This window comes from Cohnella lubricantis, from assembly GCF_014212015.1.
GTDB classification, from domain to species: domain Bacteria; phylum Bacillota; class Bacilli; order Paenibacillales; family Paenibacillaceae; genus Cohnella; species Cohnella lubricantis.
On the sequence record NZ_JACJVN010000055.1, the window covers coordinates 34678 to 60707 of the forward strand.

A 26030-nucleotide genomic window follows, 5' to 3' on the forward strand; every position below is an offset into this window, starting at 1 on the left:
TTCCTCCTTGATTAATGATATAACGAGTCTCCGGACACTCGCGGAACGGGGCCAACCGCCGTCTGCTCCTGCCGGGCTTCCGCCCGGCTGCGTCTCGGAGCGAGCTTCGCCCAGGCTGTCTTAAGCGATACGCCTGCCGCCAACATGACGAGCAGCGTCAACGCGATCGTTCCTCCCGGCGGTGTGCTGATCTCATAGGACGCGGCTAAACCGGCGAAGACGCCAACCAGCCCGATGGCCGAGGACAGCCAGACCGCCGCGGCGAAGCCCGGGGCTACCCGGATCGCCAGCGATGCCGGCAGCACGATCAGCGCGGAGACGAGCAGCACGCCTACGATCGGGATCGCCGAAGCGACGACCATGCCCGTCAGAATGCTGAAGGCAAGCGACAGCCCCTTCACCGGCACCCCGTTCGTCCTCGCCGTCTCCTCGTCGAACGTCAACTGATACAACGGACGCCGGAGCAGCGCGAAGAACGTCAAGCTGACGGCGGCGACTACTGAGAGCAGTATCAATTCGGATCGAGTGACTGCCACGACCGAACCGAACAAATAGGACGTTAAGTTCTGGTTCAGCCCCTTATTCAGGCTCATTAGAATTACCGCCGTCGACAAGCCCCCGATCATAATGATCGCGACCGAGATCTCGCCGTATGTCTTGTAGAATCGGCGCACGTATTCGACGGCTACCGCTCCGGCGACGGCTACCGCGAAGCCTGCCGCCGACGGCGCCGCATGCAGCAGCGCGCCGGCCGCGATCCCCGCCAGCGACACGTGCGACAGCATGTCGGCCATAAGCGCCTGGCGCCGAAGCAGCAAATATACGCCCAGCGCGGGTGCCGTCAGCGCAATCAATGCGCCGGCGAGAAATGCCCTTTGCATGAAGTCGTAGTGCAGCATCTCCATTCAACATCCTCCTTCCGCTGCAGCTCGATGACACGATCCAAATAGGGAAGAGCCTCCGACAGATGATGGGTCACCATCACGACCGTCCGTCCTTCCTGACGAACCTGCTCGTTCATCAGCTCATAGAAGCCGAAGCGGCTCTCTTCGTCCATGCCGGTCGTCGGTTCGTCCAGCACGAGAACTTCGGGTTCCATGGCGAGCGCCCGGGCCAGGCAGGCCCGCTGCTTCTGGCCGCCCGACAACTCTCCGATCCGCCTGCCGCGAAGCTCCCACAAGCCTACCTGCCTTAATGCCAGCTCCGTTCGTTCCCTGTCCTCCGCGCGCGCTCTTCGCAGCCAAGAGCCGCTCTCCGCATACCGGCCCGAACCCGCAAGCTCCAACACGGTGCTGGGGAAGCCTGCGTTGAAAGAGGCGATCTGCTGCGGCACGTACCCCATGCTCCGCCTTCGCATCCGATCCCCGCCGCTCAGCCAAACCGCCTCCCCTCTCCAGGGCTCAAGCAGTCCGAGAAGGAGCTTGAGCAGCGTCGTTTTGGCCGCGCCGTTAGGGCCTGTCACTGCCGTAAATTCCCCTTGCGACAGTTCGAAGTTCACGTCGACCAAGCAAGGAGCGTCATCAAACCCGAATTCCACCTCCCGCATATAAGCCAATCGCAAGCTGTTCCCCTCCGCCCTTGTATGTAATTATTACGATTAATAAACATAAAATAGAGGCGTAACCCTCTGCCCTTCGGCCATCGAAGTTCCATTCGCCTCGATTTCATTTAATAGTAATATTTACATTTAGGATAATAACAGCGGAATGCCGCTCCGTCAACCGTTTTTTTCCGCAGGACATAAGAAAACCCGTTCACGCCGGCCGGGGCCGCAACGAACGGGATGCGAAGCGTGTATTTTATTTATTCGGTGAAGCCAGTCCATCAGAAGCTTGACAGGCTCACTCACTCGTTACCGAAGCCGCTTCGTGTTGGCACTCTTCGCAGATGCCGTAAATCTCGAAGCGGTGGTTCATAATTTTATAATGGCCCGGAAGATGAAGCGACTCCTCCATCGGACAGTAGTCGAACGTCAGCGTCTTCTCGCAGTTGAGGCAGATCAGATGATGGTGGTGATGGTCCAGACAGGAAGCCTTGAACTTCAACCCGCCCTCCATAAAATAAAATTGCTCCAAAACGCCCATCTCGCTGAGCATCCGCAAATTGCGGTATACCGTATCGAAGCTGACGCTCGGATACTTGGCGGTCAGCTGATCATAGACGTCCTTGGGAGACAGATAACTATCCGTCGACGCGAAAATATGCGCAAGCGCCCGCCGCTGGTCGGTAATTCTCCAACCGCTTCGAGCCATCATGGTCAGCATCTCCTGCGACTTATTCGAATCCGTCATTCCGCAGCTCTCCCTTCGATTCTCATCATAACAGGATTATCTCCGCGGAGACAAGCGGTGCGATGCCCATACGACGAAGCCGAACAGCACGGCGCCTCCGCCGGCCAAGCTCACCCCGCTCCAGCCCCAGCGATGCCACGCATAGCTGCCGAGCCATGAACCGGCTGCTCCGCCGAGGAACGTCGTTACCATCTGCACCGTATTGAGACGGCTTCTCGCAGGCGGATCAAGCGCATAGATCCGTGTCTGGTTCGCCACCTGCGTGCCTTGCACGCCCAGATCCATCAAGATGACGCCGGTGATCAAGGCCGCCTGATACCCGCCAAGCGTGCCGAACAGTATGTAGGAGAGCAAGTTCAGCACGATCAGAGCGCCGATGATGAGCGAGGGACGAATCCGGTCCGCCAGCCGGCCGACCAGCGGTGCTCCCAGAGCCCCAGCCGCTCCGATCAGGCCGAATAGTCCGGCGATCTGGCTGCTGTAGTTATAGGGCTCGCCCTCGAGATAGAAGGACAGCGCCGTCCAGAAGATGCTGAACGCCGCGAAGTTAGCCGCTCCGATCAGCGCGGACTCGCGCAGCGTCGCATGCTTCCTGACGAGACTGCCCATCGAGGCGAGCAGGCTCCCATAGCGGATCGCAGCGGTTGGACGGCTCTTCGGCAGCTTCGTTCGCACCAGCAGAAGCAGGATCAGCATGGCAGCGGCCGCGATCCAATACATCACGCGCCAGCCCCATGTGCCGCCGATCAGGCCCGATATCGTTCGGCTCAACAGAATCCCAAGCAGCAGACCGCTCGTCACCATGCCGACCGCCTTGCCCTGCTCGCCGGGAGCTGCCAGCGTAGCGGCCATCGGAATCATCACCTGCGGCACGATCGTCGTCAAGCCGACGGCGAAGCTGGCGATATACATCCAAGTCAAACTTTGCGAAGCCGCGACACCGATGAGCGACAAGGCGACCATAGCGAGCAGCATAGAGATGAATCCGCGCCGTTCCTTGATATCGCCTAGCGGCACGAACAGGAACATGCCAAGCGCATATCCGACCTGCGTACAGGTCGAGATCGCGCCAGCCTCGTCCGGATCCGCTCCGAACGAACGGCAAATATCGGCGAGCAGCGGCTGGTTGTAATAAAGATTGGCGACAGTCAGACCGGACGATATCGCGATGAACAACAGCAGACCTTTGGAGAGACCGGCCTGTCTGTTATCCGTCATCATTTCCTTCATCGTCATTTCCTTCCAGCGGACGGTTGGCGATAGCCTTCGATATCCGTTCATTTTTTTCTACAAAGGGTTCATGCCCATGTTGAACTTCTATCGAAATTTCGGCCATCTGTCAACACTATCCGGGAAAATAACGCCGAATGCGCTCTTTGATGCCGTCTATGCCGAGCGCGAATCCGAGGCCGTTCTTGTTCTTGGCCATGAAGGCGTTCATGCCGATCACTTGCCCGCGGGCATTGATGAGCGGCCCGCCGCTGCTGCCCGGATTGATCGCGCAATCCGTCTGAATAATATCCGATAGCCGCCTATCTTGCATTGCGACGGATCGATGCTTGCCGCTAATGATGCCCGATGTGATGGAGTTCTCAAGTCCGAGCGGATTGCCGATTGATAGGACAATCTCCCCTACCTTGCTCTTCCGGGAAGATCCGAGCGGGAGCGGCGAGAGCGACGCTGCCGCCCGCTTATCTATGCGCAGGAGCGCAATGTCCTGCTCCGGATCTGCCCAGAGCACTTTGCCTTCGCATACGGTCCCCTTGTTCAGCTTCACAAGTATCTTCCGCGGCCGGTTGACGACATGTTCGCTGGTCAGCACCAGCCCGTCTTTGCTCAGCACGATGCCCGTGCCAATGCCGACGATCACTTCCTTCGGCTCCGGCTCGCCGGGCAGGAAGAACGGGAAGAACGGCTCCGGCTCATCCGGCTCATTCTCCTTCAGCGTCCGGATGAAGACGACGCCCCTGCGGGCTCTGCGGAACAAGCGGACGAAGTCGTTGCCCCGATATAGGGCTGCTCTGCGGCCTCCGCGGCTGCTCTGTCTTCTCGAAGCTGTCATAGTCCGCCGTCCTTATTTGAAGTTGAGAAATGCAGGCCTGTTGCCCCCTGGATACAGCGGCTGAATCAGACCGTGCAGTTGATAGACAGTCGGTTCTCCGCACTTGGCGCAATAAGCCGCCGTCGGCGGATTCACGAACGAGCACCCCTTCTTCAGAATGCCGGGTTCGTCCGAGCAGCGGTTATGAACCGGTACGCCGCAATCGATGCAATATTTATCGTTCTCGTCAGGCATTCTCCCGCATCGAATGCAAGGATACAGCTGCGGTTTATCTCCCATAATTTAACACTCCCAAACTCGTTATGCCGTTTGATTCTGCAGGGAAGCAGAGGGTTGAACTTCGCCGAGCGGATTATCGACGATATCGTTATCGAAGACGGTCGTAACGAAGCCGGATTGCAGGTTGCTTCCAAACTGCTGACCGTTGCCGAAGTTGGTCTTGCCGTTCTGAGTCCAGCCTGGCTGGGAGTTCTCTCCGATCCCGATCGCGCTTCCTCTGTTCATGGCGTTCACATTGATGGCGCCCGCGGCCAACGATATGAAGACGGCCAAGCTGATCACCCCCGATAAGAGCCCATGTCGATAATTTATTCTGCCTTGGGCTTATCGGTGTTTTGAGAGATCAAAATATTTTTGATGACGGTCGACGTATCTCCTGCCGTGCCGAGCGAGATCACCGGCGCGTCGACGGTGTCGTTGTCCACAGCGAAGCCAGCCACCTGTCTCATAGCGCTGCGGCCAAGCACCTTGCTCGAGCCGTAATTATTCTTGCGCGAGGTTCGCCAGCCGAGCTGCTTGTTGTCGCCTAGATCGATTGCCGAACCGTTATTTAGCGCATTGGCCTGAATGGATCCGAAGTTGACGACGCTCTGCTGCGCTTGGTTCGGCGTCTCCTCCAGATGAATGCTGCGGATGTCGCGCACGCCTGCATCGACGATGTCAGGGTCGTTGACGATGCCCAGCGAATGGGTTAGGGTCGAGTCGGTCAAGGTGCCGAAGCCTTGATTCTGCTTGGCGTAGGAGCTCCATCCTAGCGCATGGTTCGTGCCGATGAAGATCCCCGAAGAGCTCTCAATGTTGTTCACCGTCAGGTTGTGGAAAATAACGACCGCCTTCTGTCCTGCGATGTCTATAGCCAGCCCCTCCTCTCAGGAGTCGGTGAGCAATCCGCTCCTACCAGCCTATTCATATCAGCTCTGTCGATTGCTTGGCTCCGTGCAAAAAAAAGGCTGTCGGAGAAGTCATTCTTCAATGACTTCTCCGACAGCCCCTTTAACCCTTTGGGATGAGAACCGCCGTTTATTGTCCTGCCTCTATTGCTTGATCGTGCGCATTCGCGAACTGCTCCGGCGTTACAGCCTTGCCGAAGAGCGCTTGAATTTGGTTCAGATGAACCTCGGCGGCGCTCGGCTTCATCTGAACGTCGGCGAACAGCGTAATGTTCGTCGCTTCGTTCATCTCGCTCAGCAGATCGATGTACAGCTGCGGCAGCTGCAAGGCGGAGGTATCAACCTTCGTCGCCGGAATGACGCCCGCATCGGTAACGGACTGCTCGCCCCATCGCTTCACGAAGTATTCGACGAAGTCCTTGGCTTCCGCTTTGACCGTCGAATCCTGAGCCACGAACAGCCCAACGCCGGGACCGCCAACCCAGCTGTCGCTGCTGCCCTTGCCGCCGGTTACCTGCGGGAATTTGAAGAAGCCTATGCTGTCGCGGAATTCCTGCGGAACGTCGGGATTGGTCGTGTAATTCGGCAGCTCCCAGGTTCCAGCCAGGAACATCGCCGCTTGGCCGCTGACGAACTTGGCCTTGCTCTCGTCATTGGACATGCCGTTAAACCCTCTCGTGAAGGCGTTCATATCGACGAGATCCTGAATGTCCTTCGCCGCGAGCACGAGGCCCGGATCGGTGAACGAAGCGTTCCCGCCGATGGCGTCCGCCAGCCGAGTGCCCGCGATGCGATCCGCCAAGTACATATACCAGAGGGATCCCGTCCACCGGTCTTTGTTGCCGAGCGCGATCGGTTCAATGCCAGCCTCGTTCAACGTCTGTATCACATTCAGGAAGTCGTCGTACGTTACCGGCACCTGCAGATCGTATTTCTCAAAAATCTTCTTATTGTAGTAGATAGGCGCAATATTGAACTCCAGCGGCAACGCGTACGTCTTGCCGCCGATAGCGTATGCCTCCGTCGTCCCGGCAACGAATTGATCCTTCAGATCGCCTGCGAGCAGATCGTCCAGCGGCGTGAACAGATCGCCTTCAACGAACGGCTCCAAGTATCCGGCCGCCCACGTCATGCCGACGTCAGGCAGCTGGTTGGACGCGGACAGCACCTTCATCTTGCTCTTATATTGTTCGTTCTCAAGCACTTCCTGCTTGATCGTGACGTTCGGATGATCGTTCTGATATTCCCGAATGATTTGGTTAACGATCTTGTACTGTTGGGCGGAACTGCCTTCCGGCCACAAGTGCATCATATTGATCGTCACCTTCTCAACGGACTCCTCGCCCGGAACAGGATGATCGTCGTTTAAGAGGTAGCCGCAACCGGATACGATGAGAACAAGGAAGACGGCAAGTGCCGTCGGTGCTCCGATCTTTCTGTACACGTCTACTTCCCCCCTACAACCATCTCTGCTTATAGCGAGGCAGGCCGATCAGCGGAATTACTCTTTCACGCCGCCGAGCGCCACACCTGCAATAATATACCGGGACAGCAGGAAGTATATCACAAATAGCGGAAGAACAGTTAGCGCAAGCCCCAAGTAGATGGAGCCATACTCTGTCTTGTAAATATCGCCCTTCAGCAAGCTTACCATGATTGGCAGCGTGTACTTCGTCTTATCCGTCAACAGAATCAATGGCATGAACAAGTTGTTCCAGTTGCCTACGAAGGCAAAGATCGCTTGTGTCGCCATCGCCGGCATCATGATCGGCATGATGATTCGGTTGAAGGTCTTAAACTCGCCCGCTCCGTCAATACGCGAAGACTCCACAATCTCGAGCGACAGCGTACCGAGCAAGTACTGCCGCATGAAGAAGACAACGGCTGGCGCTGCAATAGCAGGCAGAATAAGGGGCAGGAAGCTATTGGTCCAATGCAGCTTATACATGAACTGGTAGAAGCCAATGGCGCTAGCCTGCGACGGAACCATCATCACGCACATGATGAACGTGAAGAACGGCTGGCGCAATTTCCAGTTGTATGCTACAAGTCCGTAAGCAGTCAGAGACGAGAAATAGACCGTACAGATCGTTGCGCATCCCGAGATAATAAGCGAGTTCAGAAACCCTTGAAAGGCATCGAAGCTTTTGCTATTCAATACCTCCCAGTTAGAACCCAGGTGCACCGACGGGAGTAGCGACAGGCCGCTTTGGATTTCCGGCGTCGAACGCGTCGCGTTCACGAACATGATCCAGAACGGCAGTATGCTCAGCAGTGTCAGGAGGATACAGACGATGTAGATAATCGTCTTGTTAATTCGAATGGAAGCTCTTTGGCTTTTCTGTATATGTTCCATCGATTAAGCCCCCTTTGATGCCAATTTCGCAGCTTTTTTGATTCTTTTCTCTTCCTTCTTGAGCTTGGCCGCGTCGCGATCGCGCATAATGTAGAACAGCACAGCGGACAGCACTGCCGCGATTACGAACAAGATCATGCTTGCGGCTGCAGCACGATTATACAGATAGCTGCCCTTGAAGGCTTGACCGTAAATAAATACGGAAGTCGTTAGCGTGCCGTTGTCAGGCCCGCCGCCAAGGAACAACTGCGGAATGTCGAACATTTGGAGACCGCCGATCAAAGAAGTCGTCAGAGAGAATAGCAAGATAGGTCTGAGACTCGGCAGTGTAATTCGGAAGAAAGTCTGGTATCCGTTCGCTCCGTCAATGGACGCAGCTTCAAAGAGCGCCGGATTGATGCCTAGAACGCCGGCAATAAGAACGATCATCGTGTTGCCGTACCACATCCAGAACTGAATGAACGCCACGATTCCTCTCGCAGTCGTCTTGTCCTGAAGGAAATTAACCGGATTGTCAATAAAGCCCAGTTCATGCAGAATGCTGTTCATTGGCCCTACCGGGTAAGAGAATAAAGCGTTGAAGAGCACGGCGATCGTACTAGCCGTGATGATGTTCGGCATATAGAGCAGAACCTTGAATGCGCCTTGTCCCCGAACCTTCAGCCGCTGGTTGGTGAACCAAGCGGTAAGCAGAAGCGCTAGTGCGATCTGGGGGATAAAGTTAAGAATCCAGATCAAGAACGTATTGCTTAGCGATTGGCGGAACGATACGTTGTTCACGATCAGTTCCCTGAAATTCTCGAACGGGTTATCCAAAATGTGAACCGGCTTCGGTATGATCCCCTTCATATCTGTAAACCCAATCACTGCGGTATAAAGAATGGGATACAGCGAGAAGATCAAGAACGCAAGAATAAACGGAAGACTAAAGATATAGCCGTATTTTGAGTAGTTAACTGTTTTTCGGCGCATGTTCTCACCCCATTAATTCATATAAGGGGCGGGAACTTTCACCCGCCCCTATGGCGCCTTATTACTCGCTATCGATGTCGAGCTGGTCTTTCACTTGTTGCTTGAAGTCGGCGATCGCCTGGTCGCGGTTCTTGTTACCTGCGGTGTACTCGCGTACTTGACCGCGCCAGAGGCTGTTGATCGTCTCATCATATTGAGTCAGGTTCTTGCCCGTAGCGTTAGCGTTGGCAGGAACGAATACGTCGAACATATTCTGTCCGCCGAGCAGATCGACTTCGCCGTTGGACTTCGCCATGACAACGGAGGATGCAACGCTGTCCTTCGTGCCTGCTTCGCCTTCCTTCATCGTGCCGTTAGCCCAGTAGTACTGCAGGCCCGTCTCGGAAGTGTCAAGCGTTACCCAGTTGATGAAGTCGGCGACTGCCTTCTTCTTCGCTTCGTCCTTGGTAACGTCTTTGTTGGCGAGAAGCCAAGTGCCGCCCCAGAAGAAGCCCGTCGTCGGCTCTGTAACTGCCCAGTCGCCGGCCGTATCTTTGACGTTGTCTTTCATCGTGTAGTTGATAAGCCATGCAGGACCGAAGAAGCCGAAGATCGGTTGAGGCCCAGTGCCGGACATATCCGCGAACCAGCCTTCTTGCCAGTCTTGCGTATCGTTATGATAGCCATTGTCCTTCAGTTGCTTGGAGTAGTCGAGGAACGCTTCGCGCTTCGGATCGATGTGCAGCTTGCCGTCGACGATCCAGCCCGTGTCGGAGCTGTTCTCGATCGCGTGCCAGATATCGCCGTCGCCGGATACGATGCCGTAGCCCTTCTCCTTCAGCTTCGCAGCTGCGGCGAAGAACTTATCCCAGCCCGGTCCGATCTCGTTCTTGATCGTAGCCGGATCATCCGTACCGAATACGTCTTGGGCAATCGAGCGGCGATAGATGAAGGCGCCGCCAGTTGCTTGGTAGCCGAGCGCTTTCAATTGACCGTCTTTGCTGCCGATATCGACGGAGTATTGCGCGATGCCTGCGTCCTTCACCATCTGATCGGTAAGGCCGAGATCAGCATAATTCGCAGCATAAGTAGATGCGTCGCCTTGCGAGTACTTGAGGACGAACGCAGCTTCTGCAGCGTAGATGTCCGGAGCGTCTTTGCCGCCGGCAGCGAGCGCTTGGTCAAGAGCCGGCTGGTAAGCGCCGTCCGTCGTCGCGATAACCGTCGTCTTGAACTCGACATTCGCGTCGGGGTGCGTCTCCAGATACTTAGTCGTCATGTTGGGAATCTCGTCGGTGAAGCTCCAGAGATTAATTGTGACTTTCTCTCCCGAATTGCTGCTGCCCGTCGCAGGCGTAGCGCTGCTATTGGAAGCATTGTCCGAGTTTCCGCCGCCGCAAGCAGCAAGAACGGAAGACATCATGAGTACTGCGGTAATACCGGCAAAAGTACGTTTCATGTCTATTCCTCCCCTTTTATGTCGCAGTTATGTTGTAACCGCTGTCATCATTATAGTTCTCCTGATGTAAGCGCATAAGTAATGGACATTGGGAGAAATTCCACTTTTATTGGATTGTGTTCGAACTGTCCGCAACAAGCTGCCGATAGTGGCTCGGACTGATGGATTCGCTGCCTTTGAACACTTTAATAAAGTATTTAGCCGACTGATAGCCTACCTTCTCGGCAACCTCCCATATCGGCATTCCCGTCGTCGCGAGAAGCTCCTTCGCTCGCTGCAAGCGCCTGCGGGTTAGATAATCGCTGAATGTCATGCCGGTCTGCTCCTTGAACAGGACGCTGAAATAACTCGCATTCAAATGCAGGTGATCGGCTACCTGCTTCATCCCGATCGGCTCGTGCAAACAGCTGTCGACATAAGCGATGGCGTCCTTCACAGTTCTGCCGTACTTCGCTTCCTCCCGGCCGGAATCCAGCAGCTTCGGATCGACCAGCTTCTCCATCACCTCTTGCCGCTGGCGTTCCTGCTCATGCTCCAAGGCCTTCTCTACCGCGCGAATCAGGTCTATCTTGTCCAACGGTTTAAGCAAGTATTCGACAACGCCAAGGCGAATCGCCTGCTGCGCATATTCGAATTCAGCATAGCCGGAGATCAGAATGAAGACCGGCTTCGGCGTACGAGCTGCAAGCTGCTCCAACAGCTGCAGGCCGCCGAGCTCCGGCATCCGAACATCGCTAATAATTAGCTGTGCCGAGTCGGTCTTGAGCCACTCCAGAGCTTCAATGCCGCTCGCCGCCGTCTCGATGCGATAACGGCCGGCCGACCATGCCTCCAGCGTTCGTTGAATCCCTTGCCTAGTGCGATGCTCATCATCAACGATTAAGATCGTCGTCATTGTACCGTCCCCCCCCATGAGGAATCGTAATGTCAAAGCTGACCGATGTACCTTCGCCTGGAATGCTGGCGAAGCGAAGCCCTTCCAAGCGTTCGGCGCTGTTCGCCGCGTCGGGATAATATAGTTTCAACCTGCGCTGCACATTAGATAATGCGATTCCTGCGCCTTTGGATGAAGCTGCGGCTTGCGTCCCTTCAATGCTTCGCTTCAGCTTAGCCAGCGTCTCTTCATCCATGCCCGGACCATCGTCTTGAATCGTAATGGTCGCAATGCCTGGACTAGCCGAAGGCGCGACGCGAATGATGACGGTTCCTGTGCCTAGCTTGCCCTCCACGCCGTGAAGAATCGCATTCTCAACAAGCGGCTGGATCAGCAGCTTCGGAATCGGCTTCTTCGTCAATTCCGGATCCGCCTCGATGCGCCAAGCGAGCCGATCGCCCAGCCGCATCTTCATAATCTGCAAGTACCGCTTCGCATGCTCCAGCTCGTCATTCACGGTCACCCATTCGTCAGTGCCGCCGGCATTGCCGATGACATAACGGAATAAGCCTGACATCGCCACGACGATTCGAGCGAGCTCTTCTTCGCCTTTGTCGTCCAGAGACCAATAGAATGCTTCCAAGGTATTGAAGAGAAAATGCGGATTGATCTGCGCCTGCAACGCCTTCAGCTCGGTGCGGCTCTGCGTAATCTCCTTCTCGTAGACTACCTGGATCAACTCGTTCAGGTGCGACACCATCTTGTTGTACGTATGATTGAGCTCTCGAATCTCGATCGAAGCCAAGCTTCGCTCAGCCGCCGGAATCGGCTTCAGTCCTCCGAACCGGGCGTCACGCATCGTCTTCATCAGCTTGAGAATCGGCCTCGTGATCATCGTGGACAAGAGCAGCGTCAGCATTAAGAAGGCAATCGCACTGATGCCGATGGAGACCAGAATCGCCGTTCGCAGCACAGAGATGCCCTCCGTCGCGGCCTGAATCGGCGTGAGAAGCACGAGCGACCAGCCCGTCTTCTCGGATTGCAGCCTTACGGTGAGAAACTGCTCGCCTCTGATCGATACGGTGCTTCCCGTCTGCTCCAGCACTGCGCGCGCCTCCTCCGCCGGCATGTCCGACGCAATCGCGTGATTCTCGCTGTCAGCGAGCAGCATGAACTCGCTGCTCGACCTTTCTCCTCCGCCTGAAGCTTGCTCATTCATATAGAAGTAATCGCGGTTCATATGCACCGTCAAATAACCGCCTGCAGAATAGGAGCGGTCGATCAGCCGTATCTGGCGAATCGCCAGCACGTTATCCGATTGCCGCGGGTCCAGACCGACCCAGATTAGCCGCCCTTTCAGCCGGTCCGCCTCTCGGATCCAACTCTCCGGCACGCGGCTCTGCAAGCTGATGTCGTCAAGGGGGAACAAACGGTCTTCCATCGTATAGAGCTCGATCGATTGAATGCCGGATGTGTAGGCCATATAGCTGTTGACAATCTGGAGCAGCGATTGGCGCTCGTTGAAATTAGACGGTTCGCCGCTGGCTTCCTTAAGCAGCAGCTTCTGCACATTCGCGTCCGTCGCGACCTGTGTGGTCAGCGAATCGATCTGATCGAGCAAGGCGTCGAGCCGTCCGTTCGCCTGTACCGCAGTTTGCTGAATGTGCTTCTCCGCGCTGTTCCTTAGCAAATCCGATACTCTGTCGTATATGAAAACGCCTGCAAAAGCAAGAACAACAATCATCGTAATCGTGAAACCGGCGAATATTTGATTACGCAGCGTATTGATCTCGCGCAGCTTGGCCATCTCCCATTCGCCCACCGATCCGCAGATATTTAACCAACGTAACTTTAACACAAATCTTCCAAACGTACAGCATCTTCTAATCGGATATCATGACAAGAAACGCCAAGGATTCGAGAATCCCTGACGTTTATCGTGTTCTTATTTGCTATCGCTTATTTATTTGATGCCGCTCATCTTGATGCCCTCAACCAAATACCGCTGCGCGAGGAAGAAGAGAATGAACGTCGGAATCGCGGCGATGACCGCGGCGGCCAGAACGACATTCCAAGGAGTATAATAGCCTCCGCCGACCAAGTGCGCGAGCGCCAGCTGAATGACCCACAGCTTCTCGTCTTGGGTTATAATCAGCGGCCACAAGTACGAGTTCCAGTTGGCCAAGAAGAAGCCGATCGTCAGCGGCACGATGATCGGAACGGACAGCGGGAACGCGATGCGGAAGAACGTGCCCGCAAGGCTTAATCCTTCCATGTAGGCGGCCTCCTCCAGCTCCTTCGGGAAGTCCCGGTAGAATTGGCGGAACAGGAAGATGCCGTACGCGTTGAAGATCGAAGGCACGATCAATCCCCAATACGAATTCGCCATGCCGAGATCCTTCGTAATGAGATACAGCGGAAGCATGATAATCGAGAATGGGACCATCAGCGTGCTGAGCATCCAAGCGAAGATCAGCTTCCGGCCCGGAAAATGAAGTCTTGCAAGCGCGTAACCGGACATGGCGTGGAAGATCATCGCGACAACGGTAACCGTTACGGAGATGAACAGCGAGTTCACGATGGAGCGAGGCAGTCCCGATCCCGACCACGCCTCTTGGAAATTGGAGAAATGGAATTCGATGGGCAGCAGCTGGAAATCGAATACAGTCGTCTCCGACCTTAGGGAGCTAATAATCATCATATAAATCGGAAAAACCATGCAGACGCCGAGAATAAGACCGACAGTTGGCAACACGATGCGATTGGAAGTTCTCACGGTTGGTCTCACCCCTGCTTCCTGGAGAACAGCTTCAATTGGAACAGCGACAGGCAGAAGATAATCACGAACAAAGCGATGGCCAGCGATGACGCGTAGCCCATATTCAAGAATTGAAAGCCTTGTTTGTATATATACAGAACGCTCACTTCCGTCGAATTCGCGGGTCCGCCCTGCGTCATTACGAGAATCTGATCCAGCGCTTGGAAAGAGCCGATTGTCGTTACGATCAAGATGAAGGTGCTCGTCTCGCTGAGGAGCGGCAGCGTCAGATACCTGAACGACTTCCATCCCGTCGCTCCGTCCATCGACGCCGCTTCGTAATAATCGCGCGGAATCTCCTTGATTGCGGACAGGAAGATGATCATGTTATAGCCGACATTAATCCAGAGGATGACCCCGATGACGCTGTACATCGCTTGCGACGTCGACCCTAGAAATTGCTGCGGGCCGATCCCCGCCAAACCGAGCAAAGAGTTGATGATGCCGTTGCGCGGATCGAGCATGAACATGCCGATGATCGCGGAGATAACCGAGGTGATGGCGAACGGAAGCAGGAATAAGGTGCGCGTCAGCCCTGTCGTCCACCCTCTCAGCGCATTCATTAACAAAGCCGACAATAAGGACAAGAAGTACAATAACGGAACGTAGACTACACTGAACAGCAGGGTAATCTTGAGCGAGCTCCACCACTCGTCGTCATGCAGAAGCTTCCGGTAATTATCCAGTCCTGCGAATACTTTCGGACTCAGCGCATTCCAATCATGAAGGCTGGCATAGAACGCATATAAGATCGGCAGGAAGACAAACACGAATAACCCAATGATATTAGGCAGCAAAAAGCCATAAGCCGTAAACCATTCATTCCTGGTTCTGGCGCTGATGCGTCTCGGAGCCACAGTACTCCCTCCCTCTAAACGGGAAGGGGATGGACGGATCGCCATCCCCCATTCTCCCGATCGTTCTCTCTTTAGTTGCTTGCCGCTTGAAGGGCTTCGTTGATCTTGCCGTCCGCTTCTTGGACCGCCTGAGCTCCGTCATACTTGCCGAACATAACGTTCTGGATCGCTTCGCCTACGACGTCAAGCACTTCGGACGGGTAACGAGGTTCCGGAATCGCCGAGTCGTAGATCTCTTCCGTGAACACTTTGCGCATGCCCTTGTTGTAGATGGCCTCGCCTTGCTCGACAACGGATTGGCGCGGAGAATAAGCGAATTTGATCTCGGTGCACCACTTCAACGCGCGGGCCGGGTCATCCGCGAACGCCCACATGACGAACTTGGCTGCTTCTTCTACGTGCTCGCTCTTGCCGTTCACCGCGAACTTCCAGCCGCCTGCGTCCGTCGCCGCCTTGCCGCCTTCGGGAATCGGCAGCGGAGCGACGTTGATCGGCACGTCGCCGAACACTTCTTCAGCGCGGGTGATCGCCCATGTGCCGGCAACCTGCATCGCAGCGCCTTGGCTGCCCAGGTTGTCGATCTCCGTGGGGCCTTGCTGCAGCTTCGTCGGAGACAAGCCGTCCCGGAAGAAGCTGCCCCAGAAGTCAAGCGCCTTGGCGGCTTCCGGCGTGTTGAAGGTCGACTTCGTCCCGTCCTCGCTCAGCACATTGCCGCCTTGCTGCCACAAGAACGGATACCAGACGAAGTTGAAGTAAGCGCCCTTGTCGGGAGGGAGCACCAATCCGGCAACTTTATTGGTCGTCAGCTTCTTGGCTGCGTCATAAAGTTCGTCCCACGTCTTCGGCACTTCAACGCCTGCATTCTTCAGCATATCCTCGTTGTAATACAGGCCCAGCAGCTCCAGTTCGTAAGGCAGCGCCAGGATCTTGCCGTCAACCGTTACGGCGTCCAGTGAAGCCGGGAGGAAGTCCTCCTTGGCGCCTTCCGGGAAGTATGGCGTCAAATCCGCCATCAAGCCGGAGTTGGCGAACTTCATAAAGTCGCCCGGGCTGATCATGTAAATGTCCGGACCGTCGCCGGAGGCAAATCCGGTCGGCAGCTTCGTCGACGTATAGTTCGTTTGGTCATAAGTCGAATATTCGATCTCGACTTCGTTCTGGCTCTTGTTGTACTCGTCGACGAGATCTCTGAAGAATTGCTCTTCCTTCTCCGTATGGAAGTCCCAGAACTTCAGCTTCACTTTCTTGCCGCCGTTCTCTGAGCTTGCCTGTGCAGATTCGCCGGCTGCGTTGCCCCCGCCATTCGAGTTCGAGCTGCCGCACGCCATCTGGAGCACAAGCGTTAACGCAATTGCCGCAAAACCAAGACCCCTCCATGCTTTCTTCATCGTTTGTATCCCCTTTCAAATGAGATCGACCCAAGTGTAATCCACTCGGGCCGATCTCCATAACGGGAAATATTTACGATAGGTGGAGTATTTTAAGAATGGGCAAGCGCTGCCGCAATCTCTTGTTCGGCCTTGCCGACAATGGCCTCCGGCGAGTCCTCGCCGAACAGCATATCTTGAAGCGAATCGGAGAAGATGCGATTCATCTCCTCCGGAAGCTGCGGCTCTTCCCGCTCCGTTCCGAAGATCCGATCGGTGAATACAGCCCGCAGACCTTTGCGATAAGATTGCATCCCTGCCTCCATGACCGACTTGCGCGGCGAATAGGCGAACTTGACGTCATTCACCCACTTGAGCGGAATGGCCGGATCGCCGGCGAACGCCCACATGACGAACTTCGCGGCCTCCTCGGCCTGGGCGCTCTGTCGGTTGACCGCCATCTTCCAACCGCCGGCAATCGTCATCGGCGTCCCGCCTTCGGGTACGGGAAGCGGCACGACGCCAATCGGCTGATCGGCGAATTCCGTCTCGAGCATGCGGATGTTCCACGTCCCGCTCACCTGCATCGCCGTCTCGCCGTTCGCCAGGATGCCGATATCGGTCGCCGGCCGCGACGGACGAAGGTTAAGCAACCCTTGATCGACCATATCGCGGAAGTATTGATACATCTGGACCACATTCGAATTGGACAACGCCGGCTGCATGCCGTCGTCCGTCAATAGATTGGCGCCTGTCTGCCATAGGAAGGGGAGCCAGGAGAAATTTTTATAAGCTCCGTCGTAGGTCTCGATCGTCAGTCCGCTGACATCCGCGGTCTTCAACTGCTGCGCGTCGCGCATCATCTCTTCCCAAGTCGTCGGCGGCTCCAAATGATGCTCGCTGAACATCTGCTTGTTGTAGAAGAGGCCCAACAGCTCCATCTCGAACGGAACGGCATAGATATCGTCGCCTGCCGTCACCGAATCTAACGCGGACGGCAAGAAGTCCTCGCGGATGTCCGGCGTGAATAAGCGCGTTAGCGGATACAGGAAGTTCGCTTCCGAGAACCGTTTAAACGTGGCCTGGGACACGAAGAAGAGATCCGGCCCTTGTCCGGATGCGAACGAAGATAACAAGCGCGTGCTCGAGAAATAATCGTCGCTGGACACATATTCGACCCGAATCTCGATATTCGGGTGCTCCTTCTCATATTCTTGCGCCAGCCAGGTCCAGAAGTTGTACTCCATCGATTGATGGAACGACCAGAGCCGCAGGACGACCTTGCCGTCGCTGGAGCTTAAGTTCGGCGCCTTCAGCAGCTTGGCGACGTCCGGGCCCGCGGACTTGGTTGCAGAATTCGAGCAGCCCGCCGTTAGCAGCAGCATCCCGGCGAGGAGGATTCCAATCGTCCGTCTAGCGAATCTCACTGGGCTTCAATCCTCCTTGCGGTAGAAGAACTGCCGGTATTCCGCCGGCGTCGCCCCGACATGCCGTTTGAACAGCCGGGAGAAATATTTGACGTCTTGATACCCGACCAGTTGGCTGATCTCGTACAGCCGCAGATCCGCATCCATCATCAGCGTCTTCGCCTTGTCGATGCGCAGCCGGGTCAAATACTCCACGAAGTTGTCGCCGGTCTCCTGCTTGAAGAAAGAACTGAAGTAGCTTCCGCTCATGCCGACGTGCCGGGCAAGATCCTCCAGCGAGATATCTTCGGCATAATGGCTGCGGATATATTCGATTGCCTTCTCGATCGTCCGGTTGTTCTTCTGCTTGCGTCTCCATTCCAGCGAATCGACGATCGCGCCGATCCATTCCGTCATGAACCGCCGGTACTCTTCCCACGTGAACTCCCGCCGGAACAACTCTTGAGGCTCGCCCATCTCCTTCTGCACCCAATCGTCGATCCGGTTCTCATAGACGATCCGGTAGACGGAGGAGAGCAGTTGAAGCGCGAATCGTTGGAACAGCGCATACGACAGAGTCTCCTGCTTCACTTGATGCAAGAACGCCTCCAGTCCGCTCAGCGCCCGCCCCCGATCCCCGGCACGAACGTCACGGCAGATCGCTTCGTCCAGTTCCACTGGGTAGCCTGCCGCTTCTCCGGCGAAGGCGGCAGCTTCTGCATACCGACAGACGATGCCGTCTCCGCGAATCCACTTGTCCCGCAGCGCTTCGGCGGCTTGCCGGTACAAGGCCGGCAGCTGCTCGAACTCGCTTGTCTTGTCGCTCAATCCGATCGAGATGGAGATCTTGACCCATCTGCCGACTTCGCGAATCAACCGTTCTGCGGCATCCGGACCGCATGACTGCCCGGCGAACAGATATAGAATCCGCGAGCCGTTCGCGAACAGCGGGATCAGGTGCGTCTCCGGCCTGTCGGCCATAATGTCTTGGATCACATTCCGAACCGCGAAGGCGACCAACTGCTTGTCTCCCCATTGATCCTCTCCGATCAGCTCATCGAAGCGGTCGATCTCGACGGCTACGATCTGCAGCTCCCCCGCTTCGGTCGGCAGCAGTTCTTTGAGCTTATGCGTGTAGCCCTGAGCCTCTTCGGCCTCCATCAGCCAATCCTTCCACCACTTGGAGAAATTAAGCGGATATCGCGCGGTCTCCGCGGCCGCGGCATGATGCTGCCGCCGCTCCTTCAGCCTCTGCAGCAGGTTCAAGATCTCCGGCGGCTTCACCGGCTTGAGCAGATAGTCGAACGCGCCGAATTTGATCGCGGTCTGCGCGTATTCAAAGAATCCGTAACCGGAGAGGATGACGACGTGAACCGGATACTCCTTCAGCGCGCTAAGCAGATCAAGACCGTTCATGCGAGGCATGCGGATATCGGTAATAACCAGGTCCGGCGTCTCCCGTTTGACGAGCTCGAGAGCCTCCAGACCGTTCTTGGCTTCGCCGGCGACGATCCATTCGGGATCCAGCTTAGGGATCAGGGAGATGAGGCCTCTGCGGACGATGGGCTCGTCATCGACGACGATCGCACGATACATATGTCTACCTCCTGTCTAGTTGCCGATCTTCGTGGATACCCGGGGCAGCACGATCTTGACTTGCGTTCCTTCTTCACGCGAGGAGCGGATCTCGACGCCGTATTCGCTCCCGAATTCCAGCTTCAGACGGTCATCCAAATTGTAGATCCCGATGCCTTTGCCCCTGCGAAGCACAATCTCCTGCAGTTCTTCATTCGAGATGCCGCTTCCGTTGTCCTCGATCCTCACGCCTATGCCTCCGGTTGCTTCGTCCTCGAAGATGGCAACGGCAATCCGGCCGCCCTCTTCGACATTCTCCATGCCGTGCAGGATGGCGTTCTCCAAATACGGCTGCAGGAACAGCCGCGGAACTTGGCAGCTTAGCAGAGCCGGGTCAGCTTCAAACGTAATTTCAAAGCGGTCTTCAAATCTCATTTTCTGAAGATACGCATAATTGGAAGCCCACTTCAGCTCCTCCTCCATCGCAACCCACGGTTCGCCGGATTGGATCGCGTATCTCATAATATCGCTCAGAGCGGTAATCATCGCGCTGATGTCCTGCTGCTCCCGATCGATCGCCATCCAATTAATCGTGTCGAGCGAATTGTAGACGAAGTGAGGATTGATCTGCGCCTGCAGCGCCCGAATCTCCGCTTCCTTCTCCTTGGCCGAGATGACGCGAACCTCCTGGATGAGATCCGTGATGCGTCCGCTCATGCTATTGTAAGCCGACTGCAGCAGCCCGATCTCGTCGGCCGACGTCATCGGCAGGCGGAACTGAAGATTGTCCCTGTGTACCTGCTTCATCGCCAGCGCCATCTGCCGAATCGGCCTCGTAATGTAGCGCGACATCAGCCAGGCCAGCAGCAGGAAGGAGCCTCCGAAGGCGATCAGCGTCACGAGCAGAAATTGCTGCAATTCGCGGGACTGCTCGGTCAGATCCAATTGAGGAATAAGCGCCAGATAGTACCAATCATTGTAATCCGACCGGACGAAGCCGACCCGGTAGAGCTCGCCATTCAGCTCCTGCTTCGAGAACGTCTCCGGATGCACGAGCGCGTCCTTGAAGAACGGAATGTCCGCTAGTTGAACGCCATAAGCTTCGGGATTGCGGCTCCACTGCAGGTGGCCGTCTCCGTCCGCGATCAGCAGCGTCCCATGCGGACTGACGTCCACTTCCTTAATCAACCGATCCAGCGCCGATATCTTCACATTCATATAGATCGTGCCGAGCGTCTGCATCTCATCCGCTACATTCTTCACCTGCATGCCAATGAGAAAATAATGCGTCGCCTGGGGCAAATATCGGTTCTCGGGCAATTCATACGTCGGAAGCCACACCGCCCTGCCGTCGGCCTTCTCCGCCAGTTGCTGCCACTCTGGATGCTGCACGAATTGGGAGAGGAAGAAGTTCGATCCCTTGAAGTCGGCGAAATGCATCTGTTCGTCCGTCGTATAGAGATAGATGGAATCCAAATCTTCCTTCCCCCGCAGAAAGTTCCGCAGGAAGCGGTTAATCGTCTCCGAATTGCCTGCATTCTGCTGCAAGCCTTCCTCTTCGGAGCGGCTTAGCTCGGCGATGACGTCTTCATTGTCGTATATGGTCTTCAGTTGCGCCTCGTACTCCTTCAGCATCTGATCCACGTTCTGGCGGACCAGGCTGAGCACCTGACTCGTCTGCTGATCGGTCCGTTTGGCCACGAACCGATTGGAGCTCTCGTTGAACGAATAACCGAATAAGGCGAGCGGGATGAAAATAAACAGTACGAGCAGCAGCGTCATCTTCCGCTGCAGCGTCCACTTGCCGAGCTTGAAGCCGTTCATGCTTGCCGATCCCGCACGCTCGAATTCCTCACCACGAGCCGCGGCCGCAGCTTCAGCGCGCCCTTCCCTGCCGAATGCCGGCCCTCCAAACGCTTCATCAGCATAAGCGCGGCCTGCCTGCCGATCTCTTCTTGCAAGAGGGCGACGGAGGTCAGCTTCGGATAGACGCGCGAAGCGAGGTCCAGATTATCCATGCCGACGATGGCAACGTCTTCCGGAACGCGCAGTCCCGCTTCCTCGCAAGCCTTCATGACGCCGATCGCCATCAGGTCGTTGGCCGCTACGATCCCTTCGGGACGGTCCGGCTGATTCAGCCAGTTGAGGGCCGCCAAATAACCGCCGTTCTCCGTGTAATCGGACTCGGCGACGAAGCGGTCGTCCAGCGGCAGCCCAGCGTCCTGCATCGCTTCCTTGTACCCGCAGAAGCGCTGATAGCCCGTCTGCTCGTTCAAGCTTCCGCCGACGTACGCAAGATGGCGGATGCCTTGGCCGATCAGATGCTCAGTCCCGAGCCTTATGCCTTCATACGTATCCACGTACACGTAATCGAACTTGTCTTGGCCGTCCGGAGAGACGTACTGGTTGGTCAGCACGACCGGCGCCTGAAGCGCGTTGATGGCCCGGATGTTCTCTTCGCAGAAGTTGAAGCTGACCATGATCATGCCGTCGGCCACATTCTCCCGGAGATTTTGAATCGCTTTCAATTCTTCCGCGAGGCTGTGCTTCGTATAGAACAGGATCATGAGGTAGCCGTGCTCTTCCAGCACCTGATTGATGCCGTTGATCATATCGAAGTAGAACGGATTGCAAATATCGGGGACGGCGAAAATGATTTTTCGGGTCTGCCGCATTTTCAGCATTTTGGCAGCGTTGTCCGGCGCGTAGTTCATCTCCTGCGCCGCTCTCAAGATCTTGGCTTTGGTCGCTTCGCCGCAGTAGCCTCTTCCCGACAGTGCCCGCGATACGGTGGAAGGAGAGACCCCTACACGCTCGGCTATATGGTAGATCGTGTGCTTGTCCATCGGTTCCTCCGCTCAAACTTAGCAATATAGCATTTGTCCGTCCGAACAACCCTTCTCCCTGCAATCGATTGCAGGGATCTTGCTCGAGAGCGAACATCAAAGCGCTGCATCTCTCCGGCGATAGATTGAACATCGAGCAGTTCTGGCGAGTTATCTCTCTAGTCGCACCTTGTAGGAATAGCGGTCCGAGCGGTAATAGTTGGAGCAATATTGAACCGGCGTTCCTCCAGCGTCATAAGCGACCCGGTGAATGCTGAGAAGAGGCGCGCCGGCCTTGATCTGAAGATGCTTGGCCTGATCCTTGCCGGCCACGACAGCGGTAATGGACTCTTCCGCATGGCTTAGTCGAATGCCGTTGCTCTCCAGAACCGGATAGAACGAGATCGTATTCAGATCGTTGTCCTGGAACAGTCGGGCTACGTCCAGCGGCCAATAAGTCTCCTCGATCGCGATCGGCTCCCCGTCGGCAAGCCGAATCCGCTTGACGAAGAACAGCTGATCCGTCCCATTCATCTTCTCGCGGATAGGCTCCGGCGTTGGCACGAAGGCGGCTTCCAGAAGTCCCGCGCCCGGCTGGAAGCCCAGTCCTGAGATTCGCTCGGAGAAGCCGGTTAATCGACCGAGCACCTGCTCGATCTTCGGCTTGCTGACGGTCGTTCCTCTGCCCTGCTTCTTCTCCAAACGGCCTTCGCCGACAAGAGTGTTAACGGCTTCCCTTACGGTCGTGCGGCTGACGTTATACTGACGGATCAGATCATTCTCCGTTGGAATAATGTCCCCTGTCTCCCACTCGCCATCGTTAATCTTCTGAAGGAGAATCTCTTTGAGCTGGTGATAAAGCGGTATAGGCGACTTCGGGTCAAGTCCTCGCGAATTCATGAGCATCTCTTCCTTCTTCAGCATAACGAACCTATCTATCTCATATAGTAGCATTTCGCCTTGTAGCGCACCAGCCTCGAATGAAGGCACTATGATCCATATACATATTCCTTTAGCCGTTCAAGAAGGGTTGGTGTCCATGCGATATGCTCGAACACAGTATGATATCCGCGAACTCGCTGATTATACGCTTCAACGGTCAACAATGCCTGCTCGATATCTTCCCAGGAGACGCCTAGTTCATCGGGACGGTAACGGACATGGGCTCCGTCCAGCGCCGATCTCAACTCGCGCCAGCGGCTGTCCTGAAGGTAATCGGCCTGCAGATAGGAAGCAATCACAATGCCAAGCGATACGACCTCCCCGTGAATCAGAGGGCGATCGCATAACAAATCCATGTTCCAGGCAAACAAATGCTCTGCTCCGGCGCCGATCGGCATCGACGAATTCGCCGTCACCAGCTCCGTTGAGCGCTGCGTGTAGGCCATCAGCTTGCAGATACCATTCTCCGACATCGCCCCGATCTCTGCCGCATCTCGAATGGATTCTTGAATTAACGCGCCGATCTCCCCTGCGATCTTCGGGTCCGGCGGTTCCCCAACGCCTCGCGAATGCGCCAGCTCCCAATCCTGCAGCGCCGTCTGCATGTACAACAGGTCCCCGTATCCGGCGCGATTGAATCGAGGCTCCGCCAGCGCGATCAACTCCGGGTCGACGATTACCTTCTTCGGATAACCGTCCACCTTAAAGCCGAACGGACCGCCGTCCCTTCGGATGGAGATGTAGTCCGAGAACGGCGCGTTGGTGGACGTAATCGATGGAATGATCACCGGTACGGAGCCGTGCAGATAGGCCATATATTTGGCCGCGTCCAGGACCGTTCCGCCGCCGGCGCCGACAACCCGGACGCCTTCGCGCAGCGTGCCGGCGGACAGCCGTTCATACAACGCATCTAATTTGTCCTGATCGAGCGAATCGATGTTGACGACGGCTGCAGGAGGAGAAGAACGGAAGAACGGCTCGCCAAGCGTCCACGCCGGCTCCATCGTCAGCACGATATATTCGCCGATCTTCTCCAATTCCCGTGCCAGGATGGAACGTCCGTAGCTCGTCTCGATGTGATTCACCAGCATCACCCCGCCGCTCAGGCGCCCGTTCGGACGACAAGCACGCCCAACGCCGGTATGGTCGCTTCGCCTGACAAGGCAGCTCCTGTCATGGCATCCGTTCCCTCTTCTGCAAGGCTCACCGTTCTCGGTTCGCGGCCATAGTTCAGATAGAACGCGAACCGAGTACGACCGTCGGATCGCCGCGTAAGGAACACATCGTCGGGAAGCTGCTGCCGGACCACTCCGCGTTCGTCCGCCACGTCGCATAGAATGTCGCGGATCAACTCCCGGCTTCCCATCACGCCTACGTAATACACCCTGCCCTCCCCGAACCGGTTCACCGAGATCGCCGTCCGTCCCGCATAGAACTTCTCCGTATACGCGGCAAGCGTCTCCGCTCCCTTAGGCTTGATCATATCCAACCAGCTGTTCACCCGATATTCCCGGTTGCGATAGACGATGCCGTTGGAATAATGATCCGGGAGCACCTCGAATTCGTCGATCTCGATTCCCGCCATATCCGACAGAAGACCTGGCCACGGCGTATCAATCGTCGTATTCTCCCAAGACTTCATTCCGCTTCTCGCCCCGATGATCAGGCAGCCGCCTTCCCGGACATAACGCTCGAGATTCTCCCGAATCTCATCGCTCACCATCGACATGGAAGGCGCGACGACGAACGCGTATCCCGACAGATCCATGGCCGGATCGATCAAGTCCGGCGTAATGCCCATGCGCAGAAGCTCGCGATAATAAGCCGTAATATGCTTACGGTAATTGAAGTTGGAATACTGCTTCTGCGATTCGAAAGCCCAAATCTGGTCATAGCTGTGCAAGATCGCCACCGGAGACTCGACCCGCGTTCCCGCCAGATCGGAGGAGAAGCCGGCAAGCTCTCGAGTTACCTGCTTGATCTCGTCATAAGCCCTGCGCGGCGTTCCGTCGTGACGAAGAATTCCGTTCGGATTCTGCTCCCAGCTAAACCTGCCGGACCGCCAACGGTAATAGAGAACCGCATTGCCTCCTCTGGCGATATCCTGATACGTCCAGAATCGGACAAGCCCGGGCTCGATCGCCAGATTATAGTCGCTATAATTGAAGTAGCCGTTCTTCTGCTCCATGATCCACATATTGTCTCGCTTCACGCTGCGATGCACATCCAGGTTCAGACACGTGTAGACATTATCCGTATCCACGTCCGGATACAGGTCGACTCCCATGACGTCAAGCTTCTTCGCGAGCTTGTATAGATCCAGCCAGATGTATAAGCCAAGCGAGTTATGCGTGACTTTGTGATGCGGGGCATGGCGCTTAATAATATCAACCTGCATGTTCAGATGCTTCGCCGTCGCGTCGGAGGAGAAGCGGTAGAAATCGAGCAATTGGCTGATCGATTTGGTTAACTGATCGGCCGCGGGCAGCTCGACCTCTTCCCATTCGTTGTAAATTTGGCTCCAGAATACCGTCCCCCAAGCCTCGTTCAGATGATCGAGCGTACCGTATTTAACCCTTAGCCATTTGCGGAACTCGATACGGCATTCGTCGCAGTAGCAATGGACCGCGCGCAACTCGTTGTCGATCTGCCAGCCGATGACGGCCGGGTGGTCCGCGTAATGCTCCGCCATCTTCTCCACGATACGAGCGACGTAGTGCGCGAATATCCGGCTCGTATGGCAATGGAATCCCCTGTCGGCGTGGATGCGGCCGAACTCGTCCGCGCGAACGACTTCGGGATGCTTGTGCCGCAGCCAGACCGGCGAACCCTCGATCGGCGTCGTCAGAATGAAGCGAATTCCTTCGCGTGATGCCATCTCCATAAAATCGTCTAACCAGGCAAAATCAAAGTTCCCTTCCGTCGGCTCCAGCCGGGACCACGCCAGCTCCGATACCCGAAGCACATTGATTCCCGCTTCTCTCATCAACCGGATATCCTCCGGCCATCTCTCCCTTGGCCAATGCTCCGAATAATAGCTGGTTCCGATTAATATTTGATTATCCATCTTAACCCTCC

At 55.9% G+C, this 26030-nt stretch carries 24 protein-coding genes; all 24 read right to left on the minus strand.

The annotated features are described in order from the left end of the window. Window positions 1–11 precede the first annotated feature (11 nt). The 24 genes from H4Q31_RS13800 to H4Q31_RS13915 all read right to left on the minus strand — a co-directional run bounded on the left by H4Q31_RS13800 (window position 12) and on the right by H4Q31_RS13915 (window position 26019). Window positions 12–905, minus strand: coding sequence for a metal ABC transporter permease (locus tag H4Q31_RS13800; RefSeq protein WP_185179644.1), 894 nt, complete (start codon window positions 903–905; stop codon window positions 12–14). Next, window positions 851–1561 (minus strand): metal ABC transporter ATP-binding protein, encoded by a 711-nt coding sequence (locus H4Q31_RS13805; protein WP_185179645.1) that lies wholly within the window; start codon window positions 1559–1561, stop codon window positions 851–853. The genes H4Q31_RS13800 and H4Q31_RS13805 overlap by 55 nt, the downstream gene beginning before the upstream one ends. A gap of 280 nt (window positions 1562–1841) precedes the next feature. Next, window positions 1842–2291 carry a Fur family transcriptional regulator gene (locus tag H4Q31_RS13810; RefSeq protein ID WP_185179646.1) on the minus strand — a complete coding sequence of 150 codons (450 nt, stop codon included), beginning with the start codon at window positions 2289–2291 and terminating at the stop codon, window positions 1842–1844. Window positions 2292–2327: 36 nt separating this feature from the next. Next, on the minus strand, window positions 2328–3521 hold the full coding sequence (locus H4Q31_RS13815) for an MFS transporter (RefSeq protein WP_185179647.1): 1194 nt from the start codon (window positions 3519–3521) through the stop codon (window positions 2328–2330). 115 nt (window positions 3522–3636) lie between these two features. Next, a complete protein-coding gene (locus tag H4Q31_RS13820) occupies window positions 3637–4353 on the minus strand; it encodes a S1C family serine protease (protein WP_185179648.1) in 717 nt (238 codons plus the stop codon). Window positions 4354–4365: 12 nt separating this feature from the next. Next, window positions 4366–4632: a zinc ribbon domain-containing protein gene (locus tag H4Q31_RS13825; protein ID WP_185179649.1), complete on the minus strand. Its 267-nt coding sequence runs from the start codon at window positions 4630–4632 to the stop codon at window positions 4366–4368. 21 nt (window positions 4633–4653) lie between these two features. Next, a complete protein-coding gene (locus H4Q31_RS13830) occupies window positions 4654–4914 on the minus strand; it encodes a hypothetical protein (RefSeq protein WP_311771733.1) in 261 nt (86 codons plus the stop codon). Between the two features lie 26 nt (window positions 4915–4940). Continuing rightward, on the minus strand, window positions 4941–5438 hold the full coding sequence (locus tag H4Q31_RS13835; protein WP_185179651.1) for a hypothetical protein: 498 nt from the start codon (window positions 5436–5438) through the stop codon (window positions 4941–4943). Between the two features lie 214 nt (window positions 5439–5652). Beyond that, window positions 5653–6966 carry an extracellular solute-binding protein gene (locus H4Q31_RS13840; protein WP_311771734.1) on the minus strand — a complete coding sequence of 438 codons (1314 nt, stop codon included), beginning with the start codon at window positions 6964–6966 and terminating at the stop codon, window positions 5653–5655. Window positions 6967–7023: 57 nt separating this feature from the next. Beyond that, on the minus strand, window positions 7024–7878 hold the full coding sequence (locus H4Q31_RS13845) for a carbohydrate ABC transporter permease (RefSeq protein WP_185179652.1): 855 nt from the start codon (window positions 7876–7878) through the stop codon (window positions 7024–7026). A 3-nt stretch (window positions 7879–7881) separates the two neighbouring features. Further along, window positions 7882–8727 (minus strand): carbohydrate ABC transporter permease, encoded by an 846-nt coding sequence (locus H4Q31_RS13850; RefSeq protein WP_245347156.1) that lies wholly within the window; start codon window positions 8725–8727, stop codon window positions 7882–7884. A gap of 184 nt (window positions 8728–8911) precedes the next feature. Further along, complete coding sequence (locus H4Q31_RS13855; protein ID WP_185179654.1) at window positions 8912–10288, minus strand: ABC transporter substrate-binding protein; 1377 nt, start codon at window positions 10286–10288, stop codon at window positions 8912–8914. A gap of 106 nt (window positions 10289–10394) precedes the next feature. Beyond that, window positions 10395–11183: a response regulator transcription factor gene (locus H4Q31_RS13860; RefSeq protein WP_185179655.1), complete on the minus strand. Its 789-nt coding sequence runs from the start codon at window positions 11181–11183 to the stop codon at window positions 10395–10397. After that, window positions 11161–12969: a cache domain-containing sensor histidine kinase gene (locus tag H4Q31_RS13865; RefSeq protein ID WP_185179656.1), complete on the minus strand. Its 1809-nt coding sequence runs from the start codon at window positions 12967–12969 to the stop codon at window positions 11161–11163. Before H4Q31_RS13865 ends, H4Q31_RS13860 begins: the two co-directional genes overlap by 23 nt. Window positions 12970–13125: 156 nt before the next feature. Next, window positions 13126–13938, minus strand: coding sequence for a carbohydrate ABC transporter permease (locus H4Q31_RS13870; RefSeq protein ID WP_209703519.1), 813 nt, complete (start codon window positions 13936–13938; stop codon window positions 13126–13128). A gap of 8 nt (window positions 13939–13946) precedes the next feature. After that, window positions 13947–14837, minus strand: coding sequence for a carbohydrate ABC transporter permease (locus tag H4Q31_RS13875; protein ID WP_209703520.1), 891 nt, complete (start codon window positions 14835–14837; stop codon window positions 13947–13949). Between the two features lie 71 nt (window positions 14838–14908). Beyond that, window positions 14909–16225: an ABC transporter substrate-binding protein gene (locus H4Q31_RS13880; protein WP_185179658.1), complete on the minus strand. Its 1317-nt coding sequence runs from the start codon at window positions 16223–16225 to the stop codon at window positions 14909–14911. A gap of 92 nt (window positions 16226–16317) precedes the next feature. Next, the gene (locus tag H4Q31_RS13885; protein ID WP_185179659.1) at window positions 16318–17631 is read right to left on the minus strand and encodes an ABC transporter substrate-binding protein; all 1314 of its coding nucleotides are present in this window, start codon (window positions 17629–17631) and stop codon (window positions 16318–16320) included. Between the two features lie 6 nt (window positions 17632–17637). Further along, complete coding sequence (locus H4Q31_RS13890; protein WP_185179660.1) at window positions 17638–19206, minus strand: response regulator transcription factor; 1569 nt, start codon at window positions 19204–19206, stop codon at window positions 17638–17640. A gap of 15 nt (window positions 19207–19221) precedes the next feature. Next, entirely contained in the window at window positions 19222–21009 is a 1788-nt protein-coding gene (locus H4Q31_RS13895; protein ID WP_185179661.1) for a sensor histidine kinase, read from the minus strand. After that, the gene (locus tag H4Q31_RS13900; RefSeq protein ID WP_185179662.1) at window positions 21006–22031 is read right to left on the minus strand and encodes a LacI family DNA-binding transcriptional regulator; all 1026 of its coding nucleotides are present in this window, start codon (window positions 22029–22031) and stop codon (window positions 21006–21008) included. The genes H4Q31_RS13895 and H4Q31_RS13900 overlap by 4 nt, the downstream gene beginning before the upstream one ends. Window positions 22032–22181: 150 nt before the next feature. Continuing rightward, the gene (locus H4Q31_RS13905; RefSeq protein WP_185179663.1) at window positions 22182–22910 is read right to left on the minus strand and encodes a GntR family transcriptional regulator; all 729 of its coding nucleotides are present in this window, start codon (window positions 22908–22910) and stop codon (window positions 22182–22184) included. A gap of 89 nt (window positions 22911–22999) precedes the next feature. After that, a complete protein-coding gene (locus H4Q31_RS13910; RefSeq protein WP_185179664.1) occupies window positions 23000–24043 on the minus strand; it encodes an iron-containing alcohol dehydrogenase in 1044 nt (347 codons plus the stop codon). 11 nt (window positions 24044–24054) lie between these two features. Next, entirely contained in the window at window positions 24055–26019 is a 1965-nt protein-coding gene (locus H4Q31_RS13915) for a beta-galactosidase (RefSeq protein ID WP_185179665.1), read from the minus strand. Window positions 26020–26030 lie beyond the last annotated feature (11 nt).